Consider the following 20,536-nt stretch of genomic DNA (forward strand, 5'->3'; position numbering starts at 1 on the left):
CAGGTGTTCACCGTGCGCCGCGCGCATGGCGAGGGCGCGCCTTCGCTCGACGATCTGGCGCCCAGCAGGGTGCGCGGCTTCACGCGCTGGAACGCCGGCGGCACGGCCGCGCCCGTGGTCGACATCGCGCGGGTCGCGCCACTACCGCCCGCAGCGCCGGCATCGGCCATCGCGCCGGCCCCGCCTCCGGCCGCATCGCCCCGGGTCTTCGACTTGCCCGTCGCCGCCAGCAGCGCTCGCGCGGCCTACGTGGCCGGCACCTTCGACACCAAGGGCCGCGAGCTGTTCTTCCTGCGCCAGTGCCTGGAGCGCTCGGGCCTGCGCGTGGTCACGGTCGACCTGTCGACCTCCGGCCGGACCTCGTCGGCCAGCGTGCATCCGCGCGAGGTGGCGCGCCACCACCCGCAAGGCGAGTCGGCCGTTTTCAGCGGCGACCGCGGCAGCGCGACCGCCGCGATGGCGCTCGCCTTCGAAGCCTTCGTGCAGACGCGGCGCGACCTCGGCGGCATCATCTCCGCCGGCGGTTCCGGCAACACCTCGATGGCCACCCAGGGCATGCGCGCACTGCCGATCGGCGTGCCGAAGATGATGGTCTCGACCATGGCCAGCGGCGACACACGGCCCTACGTGGGTCCGAGCGACATCTGCATGATGTACTCGGTCACCGACGTGCAGGGCATCCATCGCATCAGCGAATGCGTGCTTGCCAACGCCGCGAACGCGCTGGCCGGAATGATCGCCCACCCGCCGGTCCGCTCGACCTCCAGCAAGCCGGCAATCGGCCTCACGATGTTCGGCGTGACGACGCCCTGCGTGCAGGCGGTCACGAAGCGCCTCGAGGACAGCTACGACTGCCTGGTGTTCCATGCCACCGGCGTCGGCGGCCAGTCGATGGAAAAGCTCGCCGACTCGGGCATGCTCGCCGGCGTGATCGACGTCTCGACGACCGAGATCGCGGACGAGATCGCAGGCGGCGTGCTCTCGGCCGGCGCGGCGCGCATGGACGTGTTCGCGCGCCATGCGCTGCCCTATGTCGGTTCCTGCGGCGCGCTGGACATGGTGAACTTCGGCGCCTGGGACACGGTGCCCGAGCGCTTCAAGGCGCGCAAGCTCTACCGCCACAACCCGACCGTGACGCTGATGCGGACCACGGCCCACGAATGCCGCGCCATCGGCGAGTTCATTGCCGCCAAGCTCAATGCGATGCGCGGACCGGTGCGCTTCCTGATTCCCGAGGGCGGCGTCTCCGCGATCGACCGGCCGGGTCAGCCCTTCCACGACCCGGAGGCCGACCGGGCGCTGTTCGCCGCGATCGAGCATTCCTTCCGAAGCGGCATCGACCGCAAGCTGCAGCGCTTGCCGCTGCATATCAACGACGAGGCCTTTGCCGACGCGCTGGTCAGCGCGTGGTACGAGGTGTCCAGACCCACGGCCGGCGCACGGCGCGCCTGATCACACACGACCCGACCATGCCCCGCATCGCCAGAACGACACTGCTCGAACGCTTCCGCGCCAAGATCGCCGCCGGCCGGCCGATCATCGGCGGCGGCGCCGGCACCGGCCTGTCGGCGAAGTGCGAGGAAGCCGGCGGCATCGACCTGATCGTGATCTACAACTCCGGCCGCTACCGCATGGCCGGCCGCGGCTCGCTCGCGGGCCTGCTGGCCTACGGCAACGCGAACCAGATCGTCTGCGAGATGGCGCACGAGGTGCTGCCGGTGGTGAGGAACACGCCAGTGCTGGCGGGCGTCAATGGCACCGACCCGTTCATGATCCCGGAGGAGTTCCTTCAGCGGCTGATCGGCCTCGGCTTCTCGGGCGTTCAGAACTTCCCGACCGTCGGGCTGATCGACGGCACCTTCCGCGCGAACCTCGAAGAGACCGGCATGGGCTATGCGCTCGAGGTCCAGATGATCGAACGTGCCCGCGCGCTCGACCTGCTGACCACGCCCTATGTGTTCAGCGAGGCCGATGCGCGCGCAATGGCCGCGGCCGGCGCGGACATCATCGTGTGCCACCAGGGGCTCACCACCGGCGGCGTGATCGGCGCGCAGACCGCGCTCACGCTGGCCGACTGCATGGACCGCATCAACCTGTGGGCCGCGGCAGCGCATGCAGTGAACCCGGAAGCGATCGTGCTGTGTCACGGCGGCCCGATCGCCACGCCCGAGGACGCGCAGCACGTGCTGGCGCATTGCCCCGCATGCCACGGCTTCTACGGCGCGAGTTCGATGGAGCGGCTGCCGGTCGAGGCCGCGCTCACCGAGACCACCCGCCGCTTCGTTCAGATCACCCGATAACAGGAGAGCAGATCCATGTCAGGCGCTCAATTCGGCAATTTCATCCTGGGGCTGATCGTCGTCGCGATCGTCGTCGCGATCGCGGTCTGGCTGCTCCACTGGCTGTACCTGCGCAGCTCCAAGGAGCGGGCCTTCGTGCGCACCGGCCTCGGTGGCCAGAAGGTGGTGCTCGACGGCGGCGCCTTCGTGCTGCCGATCGTGCACGACGTGATCCCGGTCAACATGAACACGCTGCGCCTCGAAGTGAGCCGCGGCCGCGACAAGGCGCTGATTACGAAAGACCGCATGCGCGTCGACGTGATCGCCGAGTTCTATGTGCGCGTGGCCGCCAACGCCGATGCAGTGGCCGCAGCGGCGCAGACGCTGGGCCTGCGGACGATGGAGCCGGACCAGTTGAAGGAGCTGGTCGAGGGCAAGTTCGTCGACGCGCTGCGTACCGCCGCCGCCGAGATGACCATGGAGGAACTGCACGAGAAGCGCGGCGCCTACGTCAGGCGCGTGCGCGAAGCCGTGGCCGAGGATCTGACGAAGAACGGCCTCGAACTCGAAGCCGCCTCGCTGACGCAGCTGGACCAGACCGGCATGGAGTTCTTCAACCCGAGCAACGCCTTCGACGCCGAGGGCCTGACGCGCCTGACCGAACAGATCGAGCACCGCAAGAAGCAGCGCAACGACGTCGAGCAGGACACGCTGATCGCGATCCGCAACAAGAATCTCGAGGCGGAGAAGCTCTCGCTCGAGATCGATCGCGAAGGCGAGTTCGCGCGCCTGACGCAGCAGCGCGAGGTCGAGATCGCGCGGGCCCGCCAGCGTGCCGAGGTGGCCACCGAACGCGCGCAGCGCGAACAGGCGGCCGAGGGTGCGCAGATCACGGCCAAGCAGAGCATCGACGCGGCGCGCATCCGCTCCGAGCAGACCATCGAGGAGGAGCGCATCGGCAAGGAGCGCGCGATCCAGAGCGCCGAGATCGAACGCCGCATGTCGCTCGAGCTCGCCGAGCAGCAGCGCGCGATTGCGGTCGCGCGCGAGAGCAAGGCGCAGAGCGAGGCCCAGGCCGAGGCCGAGACCGCCCGTGCGCTGGCGGTCTCGGCCGAGGAGAAGGTGTTCACGGCGCGCGAGGTCGAGATGGCCGAGCGCAAGAAGGCCATCGAGCTGATCGGCGCGGCGCAGATCGCCGAGCGCGATGCCCTGCGCCTCACTTCGGCGGCGCAGGCCGAGAAGGACGCCAGCGCCGACCGCGGCGCCGCGGTGCGCGCCCAGGCCGAAGCCGACGCCGATGCCGAGAAGATCAAGTCGATGGCGATGCGCGTACGCGCCGAGATCGAAGCCGAGGCGGCGCGCATGATGAACGAGGCGCACAACATGCTGTCGCCCGAAGCGCGCATGTCGGCACTGCGCATGAAGCTGGTCGAGAAGGCCGAAGCGATCATCCGCGAGTCGGTGCGGCCGATGGAGCGCATCGAGGGCATCAAGATCCTGCACGTCGACGGCCTCGGCGGCTCGTCGGGCACGGGCGCCCAGAACGGCGACGGCGGCGGTTTCGCCGACGGGTTGGTCAACTCCGCGTTGCGTTTTCGCGCGCAGGCGCCGCTGGTGGATCAATTGCTTCGCGAGATCGGCATCGAAGGCGGCGACATCCAGCGCCTGGTGGGTGATGTCAGCGGCGCCCACGTCGCGCTGCCTTCGGGCACTGGCAAGGCCAAGGAATAACGCATGGTGCAGGTGTACGTTTCGAGCGTCATCGACGCCAGTGCCGACAGCGTGTGGTCGCGCATCCGCGATTTCAACGGCCTGCCGCAATGGCATCCGCTGATCGCGGACAGCCGGATCGAGAACAACCAGCCTGGCGATCGTGTCGGCTGCATCCGCCACTTCCACCTGCGCGATGGCGGCATGGTCCGCGAGAAGCTGCTGGCCTTGTCGGACTATGAATACAGCTGCACCTACGAGATCCTCGAGAGCCCGATGACGGTAGAGCACTACACCGCCACGCTCAAGCTGACGCCGGTGACCGATGGCGCGCGCTGCTTCGCCGAGTGGAGCGCGGAGTTCGATTGCGATGAGGGCCGCGAGCGCGAGCTGACCGAGTCGATCGGCAGCGGCGTGTTCCAGGGCGGCTTCGATGCCCTGAAGCGCCACTTCGGGGGTCGGTGATGGGCCCCCACGCTCATCACTTCGTGTATTCGCTGCCCCCCGAGGGGGCGCAGGCCTCCCTGGGGGCGGCCCGGCGGGAGTCCTGATGCTCCAACGCGTGGTGCGCTCGACCATCATCGACGCACCGATCGAGCGCGTGTGGGCGGTGCTGCGCGACTTCAACAGCCATGAAGCGTGGCATGAAGTGGTCGAGACCAGCCGCATCGAAGGCGGCGAGCGCAGCGACCAGGTCGGCTGCGTGCGCAGCTTCACCCTCCGAGACGGCAACCGCATCCGCGAGCAGTTGCTGACGCTGTCGGACACCGAGCACAAGAGCACCTACTGCATCGTCGAGGCCACGGTGCCGCTGCAGCGCTACGTGGCCACCGTCACGCTCAAGCCGGTGACCGACGGCAACCGCACCTTCTGGCATTGGGAATCGACCTTCGCCACGCCGCCCGGCATGGAACGCGAACTGCGCGACATGGTGGCGCAAGGCGTCTACGAGGCCGGCTTCGAGAACCTGCGCCGGCATTTGCGGCAAGGCAGCGATCTGCAACCGGCGGGCCGCGCCGCGGCGATGCCCATGGCTCTGGCCGTGCCCACGCGCCGTGTCGTCGTCGAGCGCTACGGCGGGCCCGAGGAGCTGCGCCCGCAAGAGGCCGAAGCCCCGGCGCCGCGCGAGGGCGAGGTGCGCATCCGGCAGCGCGCCATCGGCGTCAACTTCATCGACGTGTACCTGCGGCGCGGCTGGGTGCCGTCCCTGCTTCCCCTTCCCGGCGTGCCCGGCATGGAGGCCGCCGGCAGCGTGCTCGATGTCGGGCCGCAGGTCAGCGGCCTCCTGCCGGGCGACCGCGTGGCCTACCTCGGCCCGGTGCCCGGCGCGTATTGCGAGGTGCGCTGCGTGCCGGCCGCTTGGGTGGTGCGGCTGCCCGCGGCAGTCGAGGACGAGCTCGCCGCCGCGCTGCTGCTCAAGGGCATCACCGCCGACTACCTGTTGCGCGACCTCGGGCGCGTGCAGCGCGGCACGCGGCTGCTGGTCCATGCGGCAGCCGGCGGCGTGGGCCTGCTGGTCTGCTCCTGGGCGCGCCGTCTCGGCGCGGTCGTGTTGGGCACCGTGTCGAGCGAGGAGAAGGCCCGCGTCGCGCGCGAGCACGGCTGCGAGCACGTGATCGTGACCCGCGACTACCGTTTCGCCGATGCCGTGCAGCGCGCCTGCGGCGGCGCCGACGTGGTGATCGACGGCCTGGGCGACGCGGCGCGCGACGAGAACCTCGCCGCCCTCGCGCGCCGCGGCCACTGGATCAGCCTCGGCCAGGCCAGCGGCCCGCTGGCGCCCTTGCCGGCCGACGCGCTGCTCGCCAAGTCGCTGAGCTTTTCGCGGCCCGTGGTGTTCGACTACGTAGCGACGAACGAGCAGCTCGCGGAGCGCGCGCAACGGGTCTGGGACGCGCTCGCCGACGGCACGATCAAGGCGCCGCCGATCGAACGCTATTCACTGAACGCCGCGGCAGAGGCGCACGCGCGGCTCGAATCGCGCGCCACCATCGGCGCGCTGGTGTTGCTGCCATGAACAAGGAGAGAGCGAAATGATCGTCGGGATGAATCACTTCACCGTCACGGCCGAAGACGAGAAGAAGACCCTGGATTTCTACACGGGCCTGCTCGGGCTCACCATCGGCCATCGACCGGACCTCGGCTTTCCCGGCGCATGGCTCTACGGCGAGGGGCCGCAGGCGGTGCTGCACCTCTACTTCGAGCGGCCGGTGCCGGCGCAGCGCACCGGCGTCATCGACCACATGGCTTTCACCGCACGCGACCTGCGTGCCGTGAAAGCCCGCTTCGACCAGAGCGGCACGAAGTACGAGCTGCGGCAGCAGGCGGGTGCGGGCACCTGGCAGCTGTTCTGTCATGACCCCAACGGAGCGAAGGTCGAACTCGACTTCGACGCCTCCGAGAAGCCGTAGCGGCGGCCGCATTTTGGCAAGACTCGTCAATGAGACTAAAGTCGAGTCTTTCCAAATCTCGGAACCAAGGTCAATGACTCAAAGCTACAAGCAGATCCAAAAGCAAATCGAGACTCTCCAGCGCCAAGCTGAGAATTTGCGCAGGCAGGAGGTCGATGGAGTAGTTGCGCGCATCAAGGTGGCCATCGCCCACTACGGGCTCACTCCAGAGCAGTTGGGCTTCGGAGCGACTGCCGGCAGTGTGAAGGCGAAAGCAGGAAAGACTGCCCCCACTCGGTCAACGAAGTACAGCGACGGTCAAGGCAATTCCTGGTCAGGCATTGGGAAACGCCCGTACTGGCTGCGCGACGCTCTCAATGCCGGCAGGGCGCTTGAAGAGTTCGCCACCGCGGCTTCGTCGTCGGGCGCGTCGAGCGTAAAAAAGCTCAATAAGTCCAAGAAGCGGAAGTCCAAGGTTGTGTATCGAGATGAGGCTGGACACACATGGTCGGGAATGGGCCCGCGGCCGCGCTGGTTGAAAGAGGCGCTGGATGCGGGAAAGACACTCGAGGAGATGACTGCCTGAGACACGGCTGACGCGCCGCACCGGAAGTCTGCAATGCAGGTTCTGAGGAGTTTCAAATGGCAGTGTTCGTAGCGACCGACCCTGAGGGCTATGAAGCATATGTCGGTCGAGGAAGCCAACGCCTTGCACCGTCCGTTGTTCGATTCGCAGGTGTTTCGGCAAACGAGGCCATCCTTGACGTGGGTTGCGGCACAGGCCATCTGACGCGTGCCATATCGCTCGCCGGGGCGCGCGCAACCGGCGTCGATCTGTCTCCCTCTTACGTTGAATTTGCACAGCGTGTGACCGCAAGGCAGGACGTGGTCTTCGAAGTCGGCGATGCCCTTAACCTTTCGTACCAGGATGGGGTTTTCGACCGCGCCCTATCCATGCTCGCGCTGGACGTGCTTCCGGACTCCGCCCAGGGCCTGCGCGAGATGAAGCGGGTCACGCGCAAGGGCGGCATGGTCACTGTGGTCGTCAACAATTTCCGCTGCGGCTGGACGCCATTCAGCCTGGTTTGGGACGCCGCTGCCGTCCTCGATGCAGACGGCGCTGCAATGCGCGACGAAATGGTCTCGAAGGCGCTCGGTTGGCCCGGAGGACTCGCGGACTTGTTCGAAGCTGCGAGCTTCACCGCCGTCGTGGAAGACCAACTTGCCGCCCTATTCGAGTACCAGTCGTTTGATGACTACTGGTCTACGTTCCTCACCGGGCAAGGAAAGACGGGCAGCTACGTGACGCAGCTTGCAATGTCGAAACGCGACGAACTGAAGCATCATGTCCGAGCAGCGTATCTCTGCGGCTTGCCTGACGGACCACGCGCCCTGACAACGTCGTTTTGGGCTGTACGCGGAGTTGTCTAGGGCGCGCTGCAGCAAGAGCAATGTCTGTTTAGGGCCAGAAGCTCGCCGGCCGCGACCGGCGACAGTCGGCCAACAGATGCTATGTGGACTACCCGAGTCATCCCCGTTTAGTTAGAGTCAAGGCGCAGGCGCCCCTAACTCGCAATCAGGACGCGAACAAGAATGACGAGGAACCCCACAGCAACGAGCGCGGTGACTGCCGCCGTCACGGGGTTGGGCGATCCGTCGTCCGCGTTTTGTCGTGTCGACGTGGCGTAGGCGTGCGGTGTTGACGCGGCCATGTCAAAAGCGGTGCTGAACGGGCTGTAGAGCGCGCCGCCATGGCTTGCCAAGCCAGACTCGTCGGCCTGGACTTCGACGCCGGCTGATTGTTCGATCCGATCGGCTTCAGTGGAGGAAGGCCGTCGAGCTTCGGCTGCGAACGGCGGCGCCGCAGCAGCTGCCGAGAGGGTTGCCAGGCCAAGACCTGCAAGCGCAAGGCGCGCTCCACGTTGTCCATGCACCACGACGATGTCCTTGGTGTTGGCCGAGATGGCCGTTATTACTTGCTTCCGGTTGCCTGGTGCGCTTGATGAGTGTCGAAGATCAAGACGCTGGCCTGATCGCATCCGGGCACGGCGAAACCACAACGGGGAAGGGCCCCGAGCTTGCCCAGGGTCCCTTCCGACGCGGCCTCTTGCTTAGTTGGGACAAGAGCCTGGGATGCTGAAGAAGTTTCTGGAGAAGGTGCCAGTTGGCACAATCGAGACGCCGTTGGTCAAGTCAGTGAGCAGCACATCTGTGTATCTGACGCATGCGATGATGAGATCTTGACCGGATGGGCAGGCAAAGTTGCCCTCGTCCGGAGGGCCAGCTGCCAGGCTCCCCCTGACTCGGCCATTCTTGGTGGCCGGGAATGTGTCGTCAGCCCGAACGGCTCCCGTGACGGTGGTCTTGTTGCTGGCGCTCGGATTCTTTCCCCCGTGGTTGATGCACGCGTACACCGCCGTGCCCTGAGCTGTAAGGCTTTCGAGCACTGTTGCATTCCCCACTCCGGCTTCATCAAAACTGACCACTAGGGCCCCATTCGAATTCACGGATGCGTCGGCGCTGAAGAAGTGTGCCGCGGCGAGCGCCTGTCCGGCTCCAAACGTCAGCATTGCCGCTATCAGTAGTGTCTTCTTCATATTAAGCCTCCAAGTAAGATTGAAAATCATCTGTTCTTGGGTGCGTCTCGGTGCTGGCGCTGAGGTCAACATCGCGGCGCCCTGAGAACACATGGCATGCTGAACTTAATAATAAAGTTTGACATTAGACAAACGAAATAGGCGAAGGCGGAACTTATCCCCGTTGAAACACGCAACAGGTTCCGAACACAAATTCCTCGGATGCGCAAGCTCATTGCCCTGCGAGACGGGTACCGTTTCGCTGTACCGCCCTCTATGGCTTCAACAGAAAGCCTTGCGGCTCGATACCCTTTTGGCGACGGTGTCGGAATGCGCTGACATGTTGGCCCTCCTATGGCCAGTTGCACCCGTTGTAGTTGGTTACGATAGTTTCGTTCGTCAGTTACGAATTGATGCCTGCCATTTCGGAAAGCTACAAGTCGCAAAAGCGGACGTTTACGTTGGCACGTTCGAAAACTCGATTTATGGACGCTGCCTCTTTGCAGCCGCACGGCGACCCTTCACTCTGATGCGTTGCTGCCAGTGACGGCGTACACCTCGACCGGCGCCGCCTTGCCCCGGAACGACGCCGCCCCGAGGGGCTCGACCGGAATGCGTCCACCGAGTGCCATGCAGGTTGCCGGATCGATCAGGATCGTCCGCTTCGCAAGCTTGGTGTGCGCCTCGAGTCGTGCGGCAAGGTTCACCGTGTCGCCGATGCAGGTGTAGGTCGCGCGCTGCTGCGTGCCGGTGTAGCCCGCCACCATTTCGCCGCTGGCGATTCCCACGCCGATGCGGATCGCAGGCTTGTCCGCAGCGATGCGCTCTGTGTTCAGCAGCTCGATCATCTCGACCATGTCGAGCGCCGCGCGCACCGCGGCCGCACTGTGGTCGGGCAGCGGCAGCGGGGCGCCGAAGATGGCCATCAGCCCGTCGCCGATCATCTGGTTCACCACGCCGCCATGGCCGTTGATCGCGTCGAACATCAGCGTGTAGTACGTGTTCAGCAGTTCGATCGTCTCTTCGGGCGGCTGCGACTCGACCAGCGCGGTGAAGCTGCGAATGTCGGAGAACATCACCGCGCCTTGCACGCGTCGCCCGCCGAGCGCGAAGCCGGATTGCTGCAGGTCCTGCGCGACCTCGGAGGTGGCGAAGCGGCGCACCAGTTCCTTCTGCTGGTCGCGCAGGCGCTTCTTCTCGAGGCTGGCGCCGATGCGCGCCTTCAGCAGTACCGCATTGACCGGCTTGTGCAGGTAGTCCTCAGCGCCGAGCTCGATGCAGCGCACGATGGTGGCCACGCCCTCGAGCGACGAGGTCACGATCACGGGCAGGTCGCGCAGCTTCGGATCGGCGGTCAGTTGCTCCAGCACCTGGAAGCCGTCCATCTCGGGCATTTCCATGTCGAGCAGCAGCAGGTCGTAGGTGTCGCGCCGCAGCAGCTCCAGGGCGACACGTCCGTTCTCGGCGCTTTCGACGCGGTGGCCCTGCAGTTCGAGGCTGCGGGTCAGCAGCAGGCGGTTGACCTTGTTGTCGTCCGCCACGAGGAGGTGGGCCGGCGCGTGGCGCAAGTCAACCATGGATCAGCTCCGTCAGAGCCGCGGCGACCCGGGCGTACTCCAGCGCCAGCGCGTCGAGTGCATTCGATTGCTGCGCGGCCGCCAGGCCCCCGAGTTCCTGTTCGCGCGCCATCGCGCCCAGCGTATGCGCGCCGAAGGTGAGACTGTTCGACTTGAGCGAATGCGCAGCGCGGCGGAAGTCATCAGCATTGCCCGAGTCCATCGCGTCGCGAAGCTCCTTCAGCATCGCCGGTGCCTCTTCGAGAAAGGTCTGCACCAGTTCCTTGACAAAGTCGGCTCCCGCAGTGTCCTGCAGTTCCGCAAAAGTCGCGAGGTCGATGGTCGCAGCGCTCATGTCATCGCTCCTTTCATCGGTCCTTTCGTACGAGCACGCTGTTCAGCGCTTCGACCAGCCGATCGACGCGGATCGGCTTGGTCAGGTAGTCGTCCATGCCTGCGGCCATGCACATCTCACGGTCGCCCTGCATGGCGTTGGCCGTCATCGCCACGATGCGCGGCCGTTGCGGCGCCTCCAGCAGCTTGCAGATCTGCCGCGTCGCGTCCAGTCCGTCGAGTTCGGGCATCTGCACATCCATGAGCACCACATCGTAGGCCTGGCGCTGCACCGATTCCACCGCCTCGATGCCGTTGGAGGCGAGGTCGGCCCGGTAGCCCATCTGCTGCAGCAGGCGCATGGCGAGCTTCTGGTTCACCGCGTTGTCTTCGGCGAGCAGGATGCGCAGCGGGTGGCGTGCTGCCATCGTCGGGTCGATCTGCGGCTTGGCCGCATCGGCGGCTGCAGGTTTCGCAGGCGTGTCGTGCGCGAGCAGGCCCATCAACGTGTCGAACAGGTGCGACTGGCGGATCGGCTTGGCCAGGTACGCATTGAAGAACGATTCGGCGGCATGCGTCTCGTGCCGCCCCAGCGAGCTGAACAGCACGAGTGGCAGCACGGCGTGGCTCGCCCGGATGCGTCGCGCGAGGTCGATGCCGTCCATCTCGGGCATGTGCATGTCGAGGATCGCGAGATCGAAGCGCTCGCCCTGTTCGAGCCAGCGCAAGGCTTCGAGCGGCGATTCCGTGTCGCGCGAACTCATGCCCCACTTGCCAGTCTGCAGCGAGAGCACGCGCCGGTTCGTCGCGTTGTCGTCGACGATCAGCACGCGCTTTCCCTGCAGTCCGGCCTGCACGCCGACATGGTCGCGGCGCCGGCTCGGCGGCAGGTTCGCGGTCGGCGCCTCGATGGTGAAGAGGAAGGTCGAGCCTTTGCCCACACCCTCGCTTTCCACCCACATGCGTCCGCCCATCAGTTCGGCCAGCCGCCTGCTGATCGCCAGGCCCAGGCCGGTGCCGCCGTACTTGCGCGTGGTGCTCGAGTCGGCCTGCGTGAACGACTGGAACAGCCGGCTCATGCCTTGCAGCGACAGGCCGATGCCGGTGTCGCGCACGGCGAAGGTCAGCGCCACCTTGCCGGCGGAGGCGGCCTGCGAACTCACCGTCAACACCACCTCGCCGGCCTCTGTGAACTTCACCGCGTTGCTCAACAGGTTCAGCAGGATCTGCCGCAGCCGCGCGAGGTCGCCGCTCACGGCCGCGGGCACGTCGCCCTCGAACACATAGGCAATGTCGAGCTGCTTCTCGGTCGCGCGCGTGCTGACGAGGTCGAGCGCCGCCTCCACGCAGTCGCGCAGGTCGAACGGGTGCGATTCGATGTCCATGCGCCCGGCCTCGATCTTCGAGTAGTCGAGGATGTCGTTGATGATGGTCAAGAGCGCATCGCCCGAATCGCGGATGGTCGCGACGTAGTCCTGCTGCTCGGTGTCGAGCCTCGTATCGAGCAAGAGGCCGCTCATGCCGATCACCGCGTTCATGGGCGTGCGGATCTCGTGGCTCATGGTCGCCAGGAACGAACTTTTCGCGTCGTTGGCGGCCTCGGCCGCGGCACGCGCCTCCTGCGTCTGATTGAACATTCGGGCGTTCTGTATGGCAATCACGGCCTGGTCGGCGAAGGTCTTGAGAAGCTCCACCTGGTGGCTGGAGAACGGCCCGGCCGCGCTGCGGGTCACGCTGATCATGCCGATGGGCGCGCCCTCGTGCACCAGCGGGACGCCGGCCTGGCCACGCCATCCCCTTCGGCGCGCCAGCGCTCGCAATGCATCCGAGACTTCCGCATTCGCCTCGATGTCTTCCATGACAAGCGGCTTGCCCGTCACCAGGGGCTGGTAGATATAGTCCGACGTCACCGGGGCGGGAAAGTAGTTCTTCAGCGCCTGGTCGCCCTCCTCGCTGGTGGGTGTGTATGCGGCGAGATGGATCGAATCGTCGATGCGCCGCAGCAATGTCGCGGAGAACCCGCCGACCAACTGCCGCGCGCTTTGAACGATGGCGCTGAAGACAGGTTGCACGTCGGCGGGCGAACTTGCAATGACCTTCAGGATTTCCGCTGTCGCCGTCTGCCGTTCCAGCGCTTCCTGGGTCTCACGGAACAGGCGCGCGTTCTCGATCGCGATCACGGCCTGGCTGGCGAAGGTCTGCAGCAGGGCGACGGACTTGGCGGGGAAAGTACCGGCCTGCTCACGCGCAACGCCGACCGTGCCGATGGCGCGGCCCTCGCGCAGCAGGGGCACCGACAGCACACTGCGAAAGCCCGCTTGCCTGGCCTGTTCATTCAGTTCGTAATCAGCGTCCGCGTGCACATCGGGAATCTGCACTGGCGCGCGTTCCATGATGGCGCGGGCGTTGCTGGAGCCGCGCCCGAGCTTCATCGGAAATGCGGCGCGCATGGACGCCTCCGCTTCCGGTGTCGTGCCGTGGTAGCCCACCATGTGCAGCAGTTGGCCGTCGAAACGCGTGGCCGTGCCGATGGTCGCGCCGCACAACGCCCTGGCGCGCTCCGCGATCGCTTCGAACACGGGCTGCGCATCGGTGGGCGAACTGCTCATCACGCGCAGGATCGCCGCCGTGGAGGTCTGCTGCTCCAGTGCCTCCTTGGTCTCATTGAACAGTCGCGCGTTCTGGATCGCGATCACGGCCTGGTCGGCGAAGGTCTTCAGCAGCCCGGCCTCCTGCTCGCTGAAGGGCACGGGCGGGTTGCGGGTCACGTACAGCATGCCGATGCCCCGCCCTTCCCACTGCATCGGCGCGAAGACCTGCGAGTAGTTGCCGGTCCCGAGCATCACCGCGGCGTTGCGCACGCTCTTGGGTGTGTCGGCCCCGTTCATCACGTCGGCGTAGCGCAGCACGCGGTTTTCGCGGATCGCCTGGTGGACCGGCTCCTCGCGCAGCGGGAGCGGAAAGATGCGCGCCACCGCCGGCGCCGACTCGCCGCGGTAGGCCGCGGAGCGCAACAGCTGCTGCTCCTCGTCGATGATCACGATGCCGAGCTCGGAGCTGCGGAACAGGCGGGCGCAGCTCTCCAGGATCTTGTCGAACACCGGCGCGGTGTCGGCCACCGAGCCGCTGATGACCTGCAGGACTTCGGCGCTTGCCGTCTGCCGCTCCAGCGCCTGCCTGGTTTCGTTGAACAGACGCACGTTCTCGATGGCGATCACCGCCTGGTCGGCGAAAGTCTGCACCAGGCCGATCTCCGCTGGCGCAAAAGGCCGTACCTGGTTGCGCAGCAGCGCGATCACGCCGATCGATTCGCCATCGCGAATCATCGGCACGGCCAGCACCGTGCGAAAGCCGTTGCGCGCCTGAAGCTCGCGCACGTCCGGATATTCGGTGTCGAGAAGAGGGACGACGTCTTCGACATGCACGCTACGGCGCTCCAGGAACGCACGGCCGCCGATCGAGCTGGCGCGCAGCGGCAGTTCTGCGCCCAGTGAGTAGTCGCCGTACGCCGGCCCGTAGCTCGTCATCGCGCGCAGGTGCTCGCCTGCGGCCAGCCACACCCGGCTGCCGTCGGCCCGGCACAACAGGCCGGCGCGCTCGGCCACCGTGTCGAGCACCGGCTGCACGTCGGTCGGCGAGCCGCTGATGACCTTCAGCACCTCGGACGTTGCGGTCTGGCGCTCCAGCGCCTCCCGGGTCTCATTGATCAGCCGCACGTTCTCGATCGCGATCACGGCCTGGTCGGCAAACATCTTGAGCAGATCGAGCTGCCGTCGCGGCGTCTTGCCGGGTTCCAGCCACGCGGTGACGATCACGCCGATCGGCGCGCCATCCTTGAGCATCGGTGCAGCGATCATCCGGCGCCAGTTTCCGGTCTTCGCCATCGTGCGGTCGTAATTCGGGTCCGACCCCGCATCCTCGTTGCTCAGGGCCCTTCGCTCGATGATGGCGCGACCGCTCATCAGGTGCGAATCGGGAGGCGCCGGGTACAGCGTGCGTGCCGCCTCCAGCGCCGGTGCAGCCCAGTTCCGGGTGGCTGCCAGATGAACCAGGCGCCCGTCGAAGCTCAAGATCGCGGAAGTCGGGCTGCCGAGCAGCCGCGTCGCGCAATCCAGGATCGCCTCGAACACGGGAGCCACATCGGTCGGCGATTCGCTGATGACGCGCAGCACCTCGCTGATCGCGGTCTGGTACTCGAGGGACTCGGTCAGCTCGGCGGTGCGTTCCTCGACCTTGTGCAGCGCCTCCTGGGTCTCGTTGAACAGCCGCGCGTTCCGGATTGCGATCACCGCCTGGTCGGCGAAGGTCTTGAGCAGAGCGCGCTCACTGGGCCTGAACGGACCCACCTCGCCGCGCTGCATGCTGAGGATGCCGATGCCGCGGCCCTCCCACATCAGCGGAGCGGCCAGGTTCGCGAAACTCCTTCCCAGATGCTCGGCGTTGCGGCGCAACACCAGTGGCGCCCCGACGTCGTTCAGCACGTCGGCAAACTCCACCAGGTCTCCGGTGCGGAACGCGGGTTCGGCAGACGTATCGGCCAGCGGCATCGGGTAGTTCGACTGCATCAATGGCTCGAGCTCGGCTGCGCGTGCCTCGCCGATCGCGGCGCGGCCGGCCGCCGTCATCCGCCAACGCGTCAGCGCAAGCTGGCCCTGAGCGTCGACCATCAACAAGGCGAAGGAACCGGCGTCGAACAAACGGTCGCAGCACTCGAGGATCTTGTCGAACACGGGCCCGGTGTCGGCCACCGAGCTGCCGATGACCTGCAGCACCTCGGCGGTCGCGGTCTGGTGCGCCAGCGCCTCCTTCAATTCGCGGGCGCGGCGCTGCGTCTCGTCGAACAGGCGGGCGTTCTCCAGCGCCAGGCCCATGCTCGCCGCCACCGTTTCGAGCAGTCGGACCTCGTTGCTCCCGAAGGCGTATTCGCGCTCGTGGTTCTGCAGCACGATGGCGCCCAGAGCGCGATCGCTGCCGATGATGGGGACCGCGACGATCGAGTGCGCCCAATCGGTTCCCGGTGCCGGGCTCATGCCGATCCAGGTCTGTTCCTCGCGCGTGTTCGCCACGCCGGTCCGGCGTTCGCGGAGGATTCGTTCTGCCGCCTCGCCGGGCTTCAACGGCCGCGCCGGCGGGAGCGGCAACGGCACGTTGTGTTCGTAGCGATACAGCGCCTGGATCAGGTTGGTCTTGTCATCCCACCACACGATGTTCAGGTCGCCGGTGGCAAACACTTCCCGCAGCTTGTCGCCCACCAGGTTGATGATGGCCTGAAACTCCAGCCTGGCGGCCACGCCTTGCTGGATGCTGTTGATGAGTGTGAGCTCCCCGGCGCGTTGCGCGAGCTCGGCCGTGCGCTCAGCCACCTTGCGCTCCAGGCTCTCACGGAAGCGGATATTGGCCAGGGCCACGGAGGCCTGGCTCGCAAGCATGGCCAGCAGGTCGCGGTCCGCGCCATGGAAGCGACCGGCCGCGCCTTCGATGTCGGCGTAAAGACAGCCGATCAGCTCGCGCCGGGCGATCAGCGGAGCGATGAGGCACGAGCGCTGGGCGGCGGGTTCGGCACCGTCGGGCCCGTGCCGCAGGCTCACGGCGCGGGTGCGGCGGGTTTCGGCGAGCCAGGGTCCAATGGCGCTGAGCAGGCCGGCGGCGTCTTCGCCCTGCGGCAGCATCGAGGCGACGATGCGCGGGCCGTCGTCGCTGTCGAGCACCAGCAGCACGCGCTGCGCGCCGCTGAGTTCGATCGCCTCGTCGATCAGGAATTCGTGCAGCTCACTCTCGCGGCGCAATTCATTCAGGCGCAGCCCGCTGTAGACCAGGCGCTCGAAGGGCTCGCGCCGGTGGGTGTCGGCGCGCAACGCGCGCATCGACAGTGGCCGGGACCGGGACCTTGCCATATGGCAATTGCCTCCTGCGATCAGGGGGTGATGCGCGAGTGGCGCACACGGCGTGGAGTCTAACGGCGAAGCGGTGAGCGGGTGTGAGGCCCTATGGCCGGTGCTTCAATTGCTTGAAACCACATTGCCCACGCGGCCAGACTTTCAAGGCAAGCGCACAGGAGTAAGCTGGCATAAAGGGGACAAGAACATGCTGGCGGCCGAATGCGCGTGGATCATCTTGCGTGCCGAGCACACTCGCATTCGTGAGCTGTTGGCGCTTGTCGACGGCACGCTGAAAACAGGGGATTGGACACGACCGGGGCCGCAGGCGGCGTCGCTCGTCGAACTCATCGAACGCCTTCAGGCATTCGACGAAACGACGCATCGCCCGAAGGGCGTCGTCCTGCTCGAGATACCGGGACCGTCGAAGCCCTGTTGCAAGAGCACCGCCAGCTGATGCATGCCCATCTGGACCGAGAAGACACGCTGCTCCATTCCCAAACGGCGCTGTTGCTGAGGGGCGAGGAGTGGGCTGCCGTGGTGTCGTCGATGTCCGCGGCCATGGAGGCCGCGAAAGAACGCGACCGTGGTCGCCCGTTCTCCTGAGGATCGCGCCGCCGCTACCGCTACTGCGGCTGCAAGCCGATTTCCTTCGCCACCTTCTGCCAGCGCTCGGCCTCCGCGCGCATGAAGGCGCGCAACTCGCCGCTGCTGGACGCTTTCAGTTCCACGGCCAGGGCCGACAGCCGCTCCTTGACGGCCGGCTGAGCCAGGGCTGCCGCGGCCTCCTTGCGCAGGTGTTCGGTCACCTCGAGCGGTGTGGTGGCCGGCGCCACCATGGCCCACCACTGGTCGATCTCGACGCCCTTGATGCCGGCCTCCGACAGCGTGGGCACGCCCCGCAGCGCCGGCAGGTCCACACGCTGCGGGCTGGCCACGGCCAGCGCGCGGATCTTGCCGGCCGCGAGCAGGCTGGAGCCGCTGGCCAGCGTGGCGAAGTGGCCCGCCACCATGCCCGCCGCCACGTCGTTGAGCGCAGGCGCCGAACCTCGGTACGGCACCATGTTGAACCTGATCCGGCTGCGGGTCGCCAGCAGCTCCGCGGCCAGGTGGCTGACGGTGCCGGCGCCGCTGTGCGCGATGGCGGGCGGCGACGCAGCAGCGGCCGCAGCCGCCTTCATGAAGCTCCTGAAATCCTTGCTGTCGGCACCGATGCCGCCGAAGAAAACCAACGGCGAGGTGCCGATCATCGTCATCGGCGTGAAGTCGCGCAGCAGGTCGTAGGGCAGGCGGGTCATCACCGCCGGCGCGATGGCATGCGGGAGTTCCACGATGGCGATCGTGTAGCCGTCCGGCGCGGCCCGGGCGGCGGCTTCGGTGCCGATCTGGCCCGCGGCGCCGGGCCGGTTGTCCACGATGACCGAGATACCCATCGCGCTGCTCATGCCTTGCGCCATGGCGCGCGCAATGGCATCGGTGCTGCCGCCGGGAGCCCAGGGCACGATCAGCTTGATCGGCTTGTCGGGAAAGGCGGCCCAGGCCTTCGGCCCGGCGGCCACCAGCGCGGCTGCGCTCAGGAAGGTGCGGCGATGCATCGGCGACATGGGAAGCTCCTTGAAACTCAAACAGGATCGGGCCAGCTCGGATCGCGCGAGGCGTCCGCGGTGAGCATCAGCAGCACGTGTTCGTCCGCCGCGATCGCGCCGCGTTCGCGCAATTGCGAAAGCGCAGCCAGGCCGCCCGCGGCGCAGAGCTCCGCGCTGACGCCCGCCTGCGCGAGCAGGCGCCGGGCCGCGCGCGCCTGGTCGTCGCCCACGACCACGGCGCCGCCGCCGGTGGCGGCGACCGCCTGCCATTGAAGATACGTGACGGTAGCGCCGGCCGTGGAGAACTGCGCGGTGCGGCCGGAGTAGTCGGCATCCAGCGCGCCGCCTTCGAGCACGCGCGAGAGCCGCGCGAAAGGCTCGACCGCCCAGATGCGCGGCAGCTTCGCGATGCGGCCGGCGGCCAGCAGATCGCGAAAGCCGGCAAAGAGGCCCCACGCCAGGTCGCCGCGTGCCGTCGGCACCAGCACATGGTCGGGCAGGCCGCCCTGCTCCAGGCATTCGTCGGCGATGGGCTTGTAGCCTTCGATGGCCAGCGGCGCGCTGCCGAGCGCCGGCAGGCTGTAGTTGGTGAGCGCGAAATAGCCCGCGAGCGGCGCGCGCTCGCGCACGAAGGCCCAGCGGCCGGCGTTGTCGGCGAAGGCGAAACGCCTGGCGCCCGCGGCGTCGAGCGCGCGCAAGTAGGCGGCGGGCATGCCGTCGTAGGTCGCGACCTCGCAGGCCAGGCCCGCCGCCTGCGCGTAATGCGCGGCCGACACCGCGGCGTTGCCCGAGGAGGCGAGCACCAGCGTGCGAGCGCCGAAGTCCAGCGCCTGCGTGACGCCAATCGCGGTCATCCGGTCCTTGTGCGAGCCGGTCGGATTGCAGGACTCGTCCTTGAAGCTGAGGCGCGCGACGCCGAAGCGGCGCGCCAGATCGGGCATCGCGTACAGCGGCGTGCCGCCCTCGCCCAGGCTGAAGCCCCGTGCATACGGCATGAGAGGCGCTGACGCCGCGTCGGCCCGATAGCTCGCGCGCAGGCCGACATGCACGCCCTCTGCGCGGCAGGCCGGGCAGCCCTCTTGCGCGAGGCGGATCGGGTACTCGGCGTTGCAGCGCAGGCATTGCAGGCCGCGCAGCAGCGGATTCCTGATCGGCCGGATCGGCTGGGCCAGGGCGCAAACCGGGTGGGTCATCTCTTTGGCTTCTCTCTTGTCGCTGAAATCGATGCCCGAATGCTAGGCGCAGATAAATAAAATAAAGTCGATCGATCTATTCATCCGATAACCAAACTTATCAATGCGATTCACCGAGATCGAGACCTTCCGGGCCCTGATGCGCAGCAGCACCACGCGCAAGGCGGCGGCTCAGCTGCATGTGACGCAGCCTGCCGTCAGCCAGTCGCTCAAGCGGCTCGAGGCGCAGGCGGGCATGGTGCTGTTCCAGCGCACCAGCGGGCGGCTGGTGCCGACACCGGAGGCCCGCGCGCTCTGGACCGAGGTGGAGCGCGTGTTCATCGGCATGGACGCCATCGAGCACCGGCTGCGCAGCCTGCGCGACTTCGGCGTCAACCAGCTGGAACTCAGCTGCTATCCGGCCTTCGGGCTCGGCTTCATGCCGCGCGCGCTGGCGCGGCTGAAGGCGCAACGCGGGGACGGCGCGTGGCCGCAGGTGTCGCTGCAGGTGCTGAGCTCGAAGGATGTGCGCGACCGCGTGGCCATGGGCATTTCGGATTTCGGGCTCATGGCCGACGAGCTGTCGCTGGAGGGCATCGAGCATTCGACCTTTGCGCGCATGCCCGGCGTGATCGTGATGCGAGAGGGCCACGCGCTGGCGCGCTTCAAGACCGTCAAGCCCCAGCAGCTCGCGGAGCTTCCCTTCCTGGCCCTGAACCCCGAGGACCCGGCGCATCGCCGGCTCGAGGCCGCCATGGCGCAGCAGGGCATCGCGCTGCGCGTGGCCGCGCAGACGCCTTATGCGGCCAGCATCTGCGAGATGGCGCTGCGCGGCCTGGGCGTCGGCCTGGTCAATCCGATCACCGCACTCGACTACGCCGAGCGTGGGCTGGTCGTGCGCAAGCTGTCGATCGACGTCTCGTTCGCCTGCCTGCTGGCCCTGCCGGCGGGCAAGGTGCTGTCGGCCACGGCCAGGGAGTTCCTGTCCGTCATGCGCCAGCAGCTCGCCGAGGATAGTCAGCGGCTGCAGCGCCATTTGCGCTGAACCGCCGCGTGAA

At 67.1% G+C, this 20,536-nt stretch carries 18 protein-coding genes; 11 read left to right on the forward strand and 7 right to left on the reverse strand.

Annotation, left to right across the window (positions count from 1 at the left end; translation table 11 throughout):
• Positions 1 to 213 precede the first annotated feature (213 nt).
• The 8 genes from ACSQ9I_RS27265 to ACSQ9I_RS27300 all read left to right on the forward strand — a co-directional run bounded on the left by ACSQ9I_RS27265 (position 214) and on the right by ACSQ9I_RS27300 (position 7,810).
• Positions 214 to 1,452, forward strand: a complete 1,239-nt coding sequence (locus tag ACSQ9I_RS27265) for a Tm-1-like ATP-binding domain-containing protein (RefSeq protein ID WP_436315837.1) — start codon at positions 214 to 216, stop codon at positions 1,450 to 1,452.
• A gap of 17 nt (positions 1,453 to 1,469) precedes the next feature.
• On the forward strand, positions 1,470 to 2,300 hold the full coding sequence (locus ACSQ9I_RS27270; protein WP_436315184.1) for a phosphoenolpyruvate hydrolase family protein: 831 nt from the start codon (positions 1,470 to 1,472) through the stop codon (positions 2,298 to 2,300).
• A 15-nt stretch (positions 2,301 to 2,315) separates the two neighbouring features.
• Positions 2,316 to 4,010 (forward strand): flotillin family protein, encoded by a 1,695-nt coding sequence (locus tag ACSQ9I_RS27275; protein WP_436315185.1) that lies wholly within the window; start codon positions 2,316 to 2,318, stop codon positions 4,008 to 4,010.
• 3 nt (positions 4,011 to 4,013) lie between these two features.
• Positions 4,014 to 4,454 (forward strand): SRPBCC family protein, encoded by a 441-nt coding sequence (locus tag ACSQ9I_RS27280; protein ID WP_436315186.1) that lies wholly within the window; start codon positions 4,014 to 4,016, stop codon positions 4,452 to 4,454.
• A gap of 85 nt (positions 4,455 to 4,539) precedes the next feature.
• Positions 4,540 to 6,006: an SRPBCC family protein gene (locus ACSQ9I_RS27285; RefSeq protein WP_436315187.1), complete on the forward strand. Its 1,467-nt coding sequence runs from the start codon at positions 4,540 to 4,542 to the stop codon at positions 6,004 to 6,006.
• 16 nt (positions 6,007 to 6,022) lie between these two features.
• Positions 6,023 to 6,400: a VOC family protein gene (locus ACSQ9I_RS27290; protein ID WP_436305700.1), complete on the forward strand. Its 378-nt coding sequence runs from the start codon at positions 6,023 to 6,025 to the stop codon at positions 6,398 to 6,400.
• Positions 6,401 to 6,473: 73 nt separating this feature from the next.
• Positions 6,474 to 6,965: an H-NS family nucleoid-associated regulatory protein gene (locus tag ACSQ9I_RS27295; protein ID WP_436315188.1), complete on the forward strand. Its 492-nt coding sequence runs from the start codon at positions 6,474 to 6,476 to the stop codon at positions 6,963 to 6,965.
• 56 nt (positions 6,966 to 7,021) lie between these two features.
• The gene (locus ACSQ9I_RS27300) at positions 7,022 to 7,810 is read left to right on the forward strand and encodes a class I SAM-dependent methyltransferase (RefSeq protein ID WP_436315189.1); all 789 of its coding nucleotides are present in this window, start codon (positions 7,022 to 7,024) and stop codon (positions 7,808 to 7,810) included.
• A gap of 134 nt (positions 7,811 to 7,944) precedes the next feature.
• Here ACSQ9I_RS27300 and ACSQ9I_RS27305 read toward each other — a convergent pair whose 3' ends face one another.
• The 5 genes from ACSQ9I_RS27305 to ACSQ9I_RS27325 all read right to left on the reverse strand — a co-directional run bounded on the left by ACSQ9I_RS27305 (position 7,945) and on the right by ACSQ9I_RS27325 (position 16,708).
• A complete protein-coding gene (locus tag ACSQ9I_RS27305; protein ID WP_436315190.1) occupies positions 7,945 to 8,418 on the reverse strand; it encodes a hypothetical protein in 474 nt (157 codons plus the stop codon).
• Positions 8,419 to 8,490: 72 nt separating this feature from the next.
• The gene (locus ACSQ9I_RS27310) at positions 8,491 to 8,976 is read right to left on the reverse strand and encodes a hypothetical protein (RefSeq protein ID WP_436315191.1); all 486 of its coding nucleotides are present in this window, start codon (positions 8,974 to 8,976) and stop codon (positions 8,491 to 8,493) included.
• A 500-nt stretch (positions 8,977 to 9,476) separates the two neighbouring features.
• Complete coding sequence (locus ACSQ9I_RS27315; RefSeq protein WP_436305705.1) at positions 9,477 to 10,532, reverse strand: adenylate/guanylate cyclase domain-containing protein; 1,056 nt, start codon at positions 10,530 to 10,532, stop codon at positions 9,477 to 9,479.
• The gene (locus ACSQ9I_RS27320; RefSeq protein ID WP_436294049.1) at positions 10,525 to 10,866 is read right to left on the reverse strand and encodes an Hpt domain-containing protein; all 342 of its coding nucleotides are present in this window, start codon (positions 10,864 to 10,866) and stop codon (positions 10,525 to 10,527) included. Before ACSQ9I_RS27320 ends, ACSQ9I_RS27315 begins: the two co-directional genes overlap by 8 nt.
• 13 nt (positions 10,867 to 10,879) lie before the next feature.
• Entirely contained in the window at positions 10,880 to 16,708 is a 5,829-nt protein-coding gene (locus ACSQ9I_RS27325) for a GAF domain-containing protein (protein WP_436315192.1), read from the reverse strand.
• Positions 16,709 to 16,928: 220 nt separating this feature from the next.
• Here ACSQ9I_RS27325 and ACSQ9I_RS27330 point away from each other — a divergent pair, with 220 nt between their 5' ends.
• On the forward strand, positions 16,929 to 17,177 hold the full coding sequence (locus tag ACSQ9I_RS27330; RefSeq protein WP_436315193.1) for a hypothetical protein: 249 nt from the start codon (positions 16,929 to 16,931) through the stop codon (positions 17,175 to 17,177).
• Positions 17,177 to 17,326 (forward strand): hypothetical protein, encoded by a 150-nt coding sequence (locus tag ACSQ9I_RS27335; RefSeq protein WP_436315194.1) that lies wholly within the window; start codon positions 17,177 to 17,179, stop codon positions 17,324 to 17,326. Before ACSQ9I_RS27330 ends, ACSQ9I_RS27335 begins: the two co-directional genes overlap by 1 nt.
• A 20-nt stretch (positions 17,327 to 17,346) precedes the next feature.
• Here the strand turns inward: ACSQ9I_RS27335 and ACSQ9I_RS27340 are convergent, their stop codons facing one another.
• Together ACSQ9I_RS27340 and ACSQ9I_RS27345 are read right to left on the reverse strand one after the other, a co-directional pair.
• The gene (locus ACSQ9I_RS27340; protein ID WP_436315195.1) at positions 17,347 to 18,324 is read right to left on the reverse strand and encodes a Bug family tripartite tricarboxylate transporter substrate binding protein; all 978 of its coding nucleotides are present in this window, start codon (positions 18,322 to 18,324) and stop codon (positions 17,347 to 17,349) included.
• A 17-nt stretch (positions 18,325 to 18,341) separates the two neighbouring features.
• Positions 18,342 to 19,499: a threonine synthase gene (locus tag ACSQ9I_RS27345; protein WP_436315196.1), complete on the reverse strand. Its 1,158-nt coding sequence runs from the start codon at positions 19,497 to 19,499 to the stop codon at positions 18,342 to 18,344.
• A 103-nt stretch (positions 19,500 to 19,602) separates the two neighbouring features.
• On the opposite strand from ACSQ9I_RS27345, the gene ACSQ9I_RS27350 reads away from it, so the two are divergent.
• Positions 19,603 to 20,523 (forward strand): LysR substrate-binding domain-containing protein, encoded by a 921-nt coding sequence (locus ACSQ9I_RS27350; protein WP_436315197.1) that lies wholly within the window; start codon positions 19,603 to 19,605, stop codon positions 20,521 to 20,523.
• Positions 20,524 to 20,536 lie beyond the last annotated feature (13 nt).

Origin of the sequence: Variovorax sp. LjRoot84 (genome assembly GCF_964254305.1) — a bacterium.
GTDB lineage: Bacteria > Pseudomonadota > Gammaproteobacteria > Burkholderiales > Burkholderiaceae_C > Variovorax.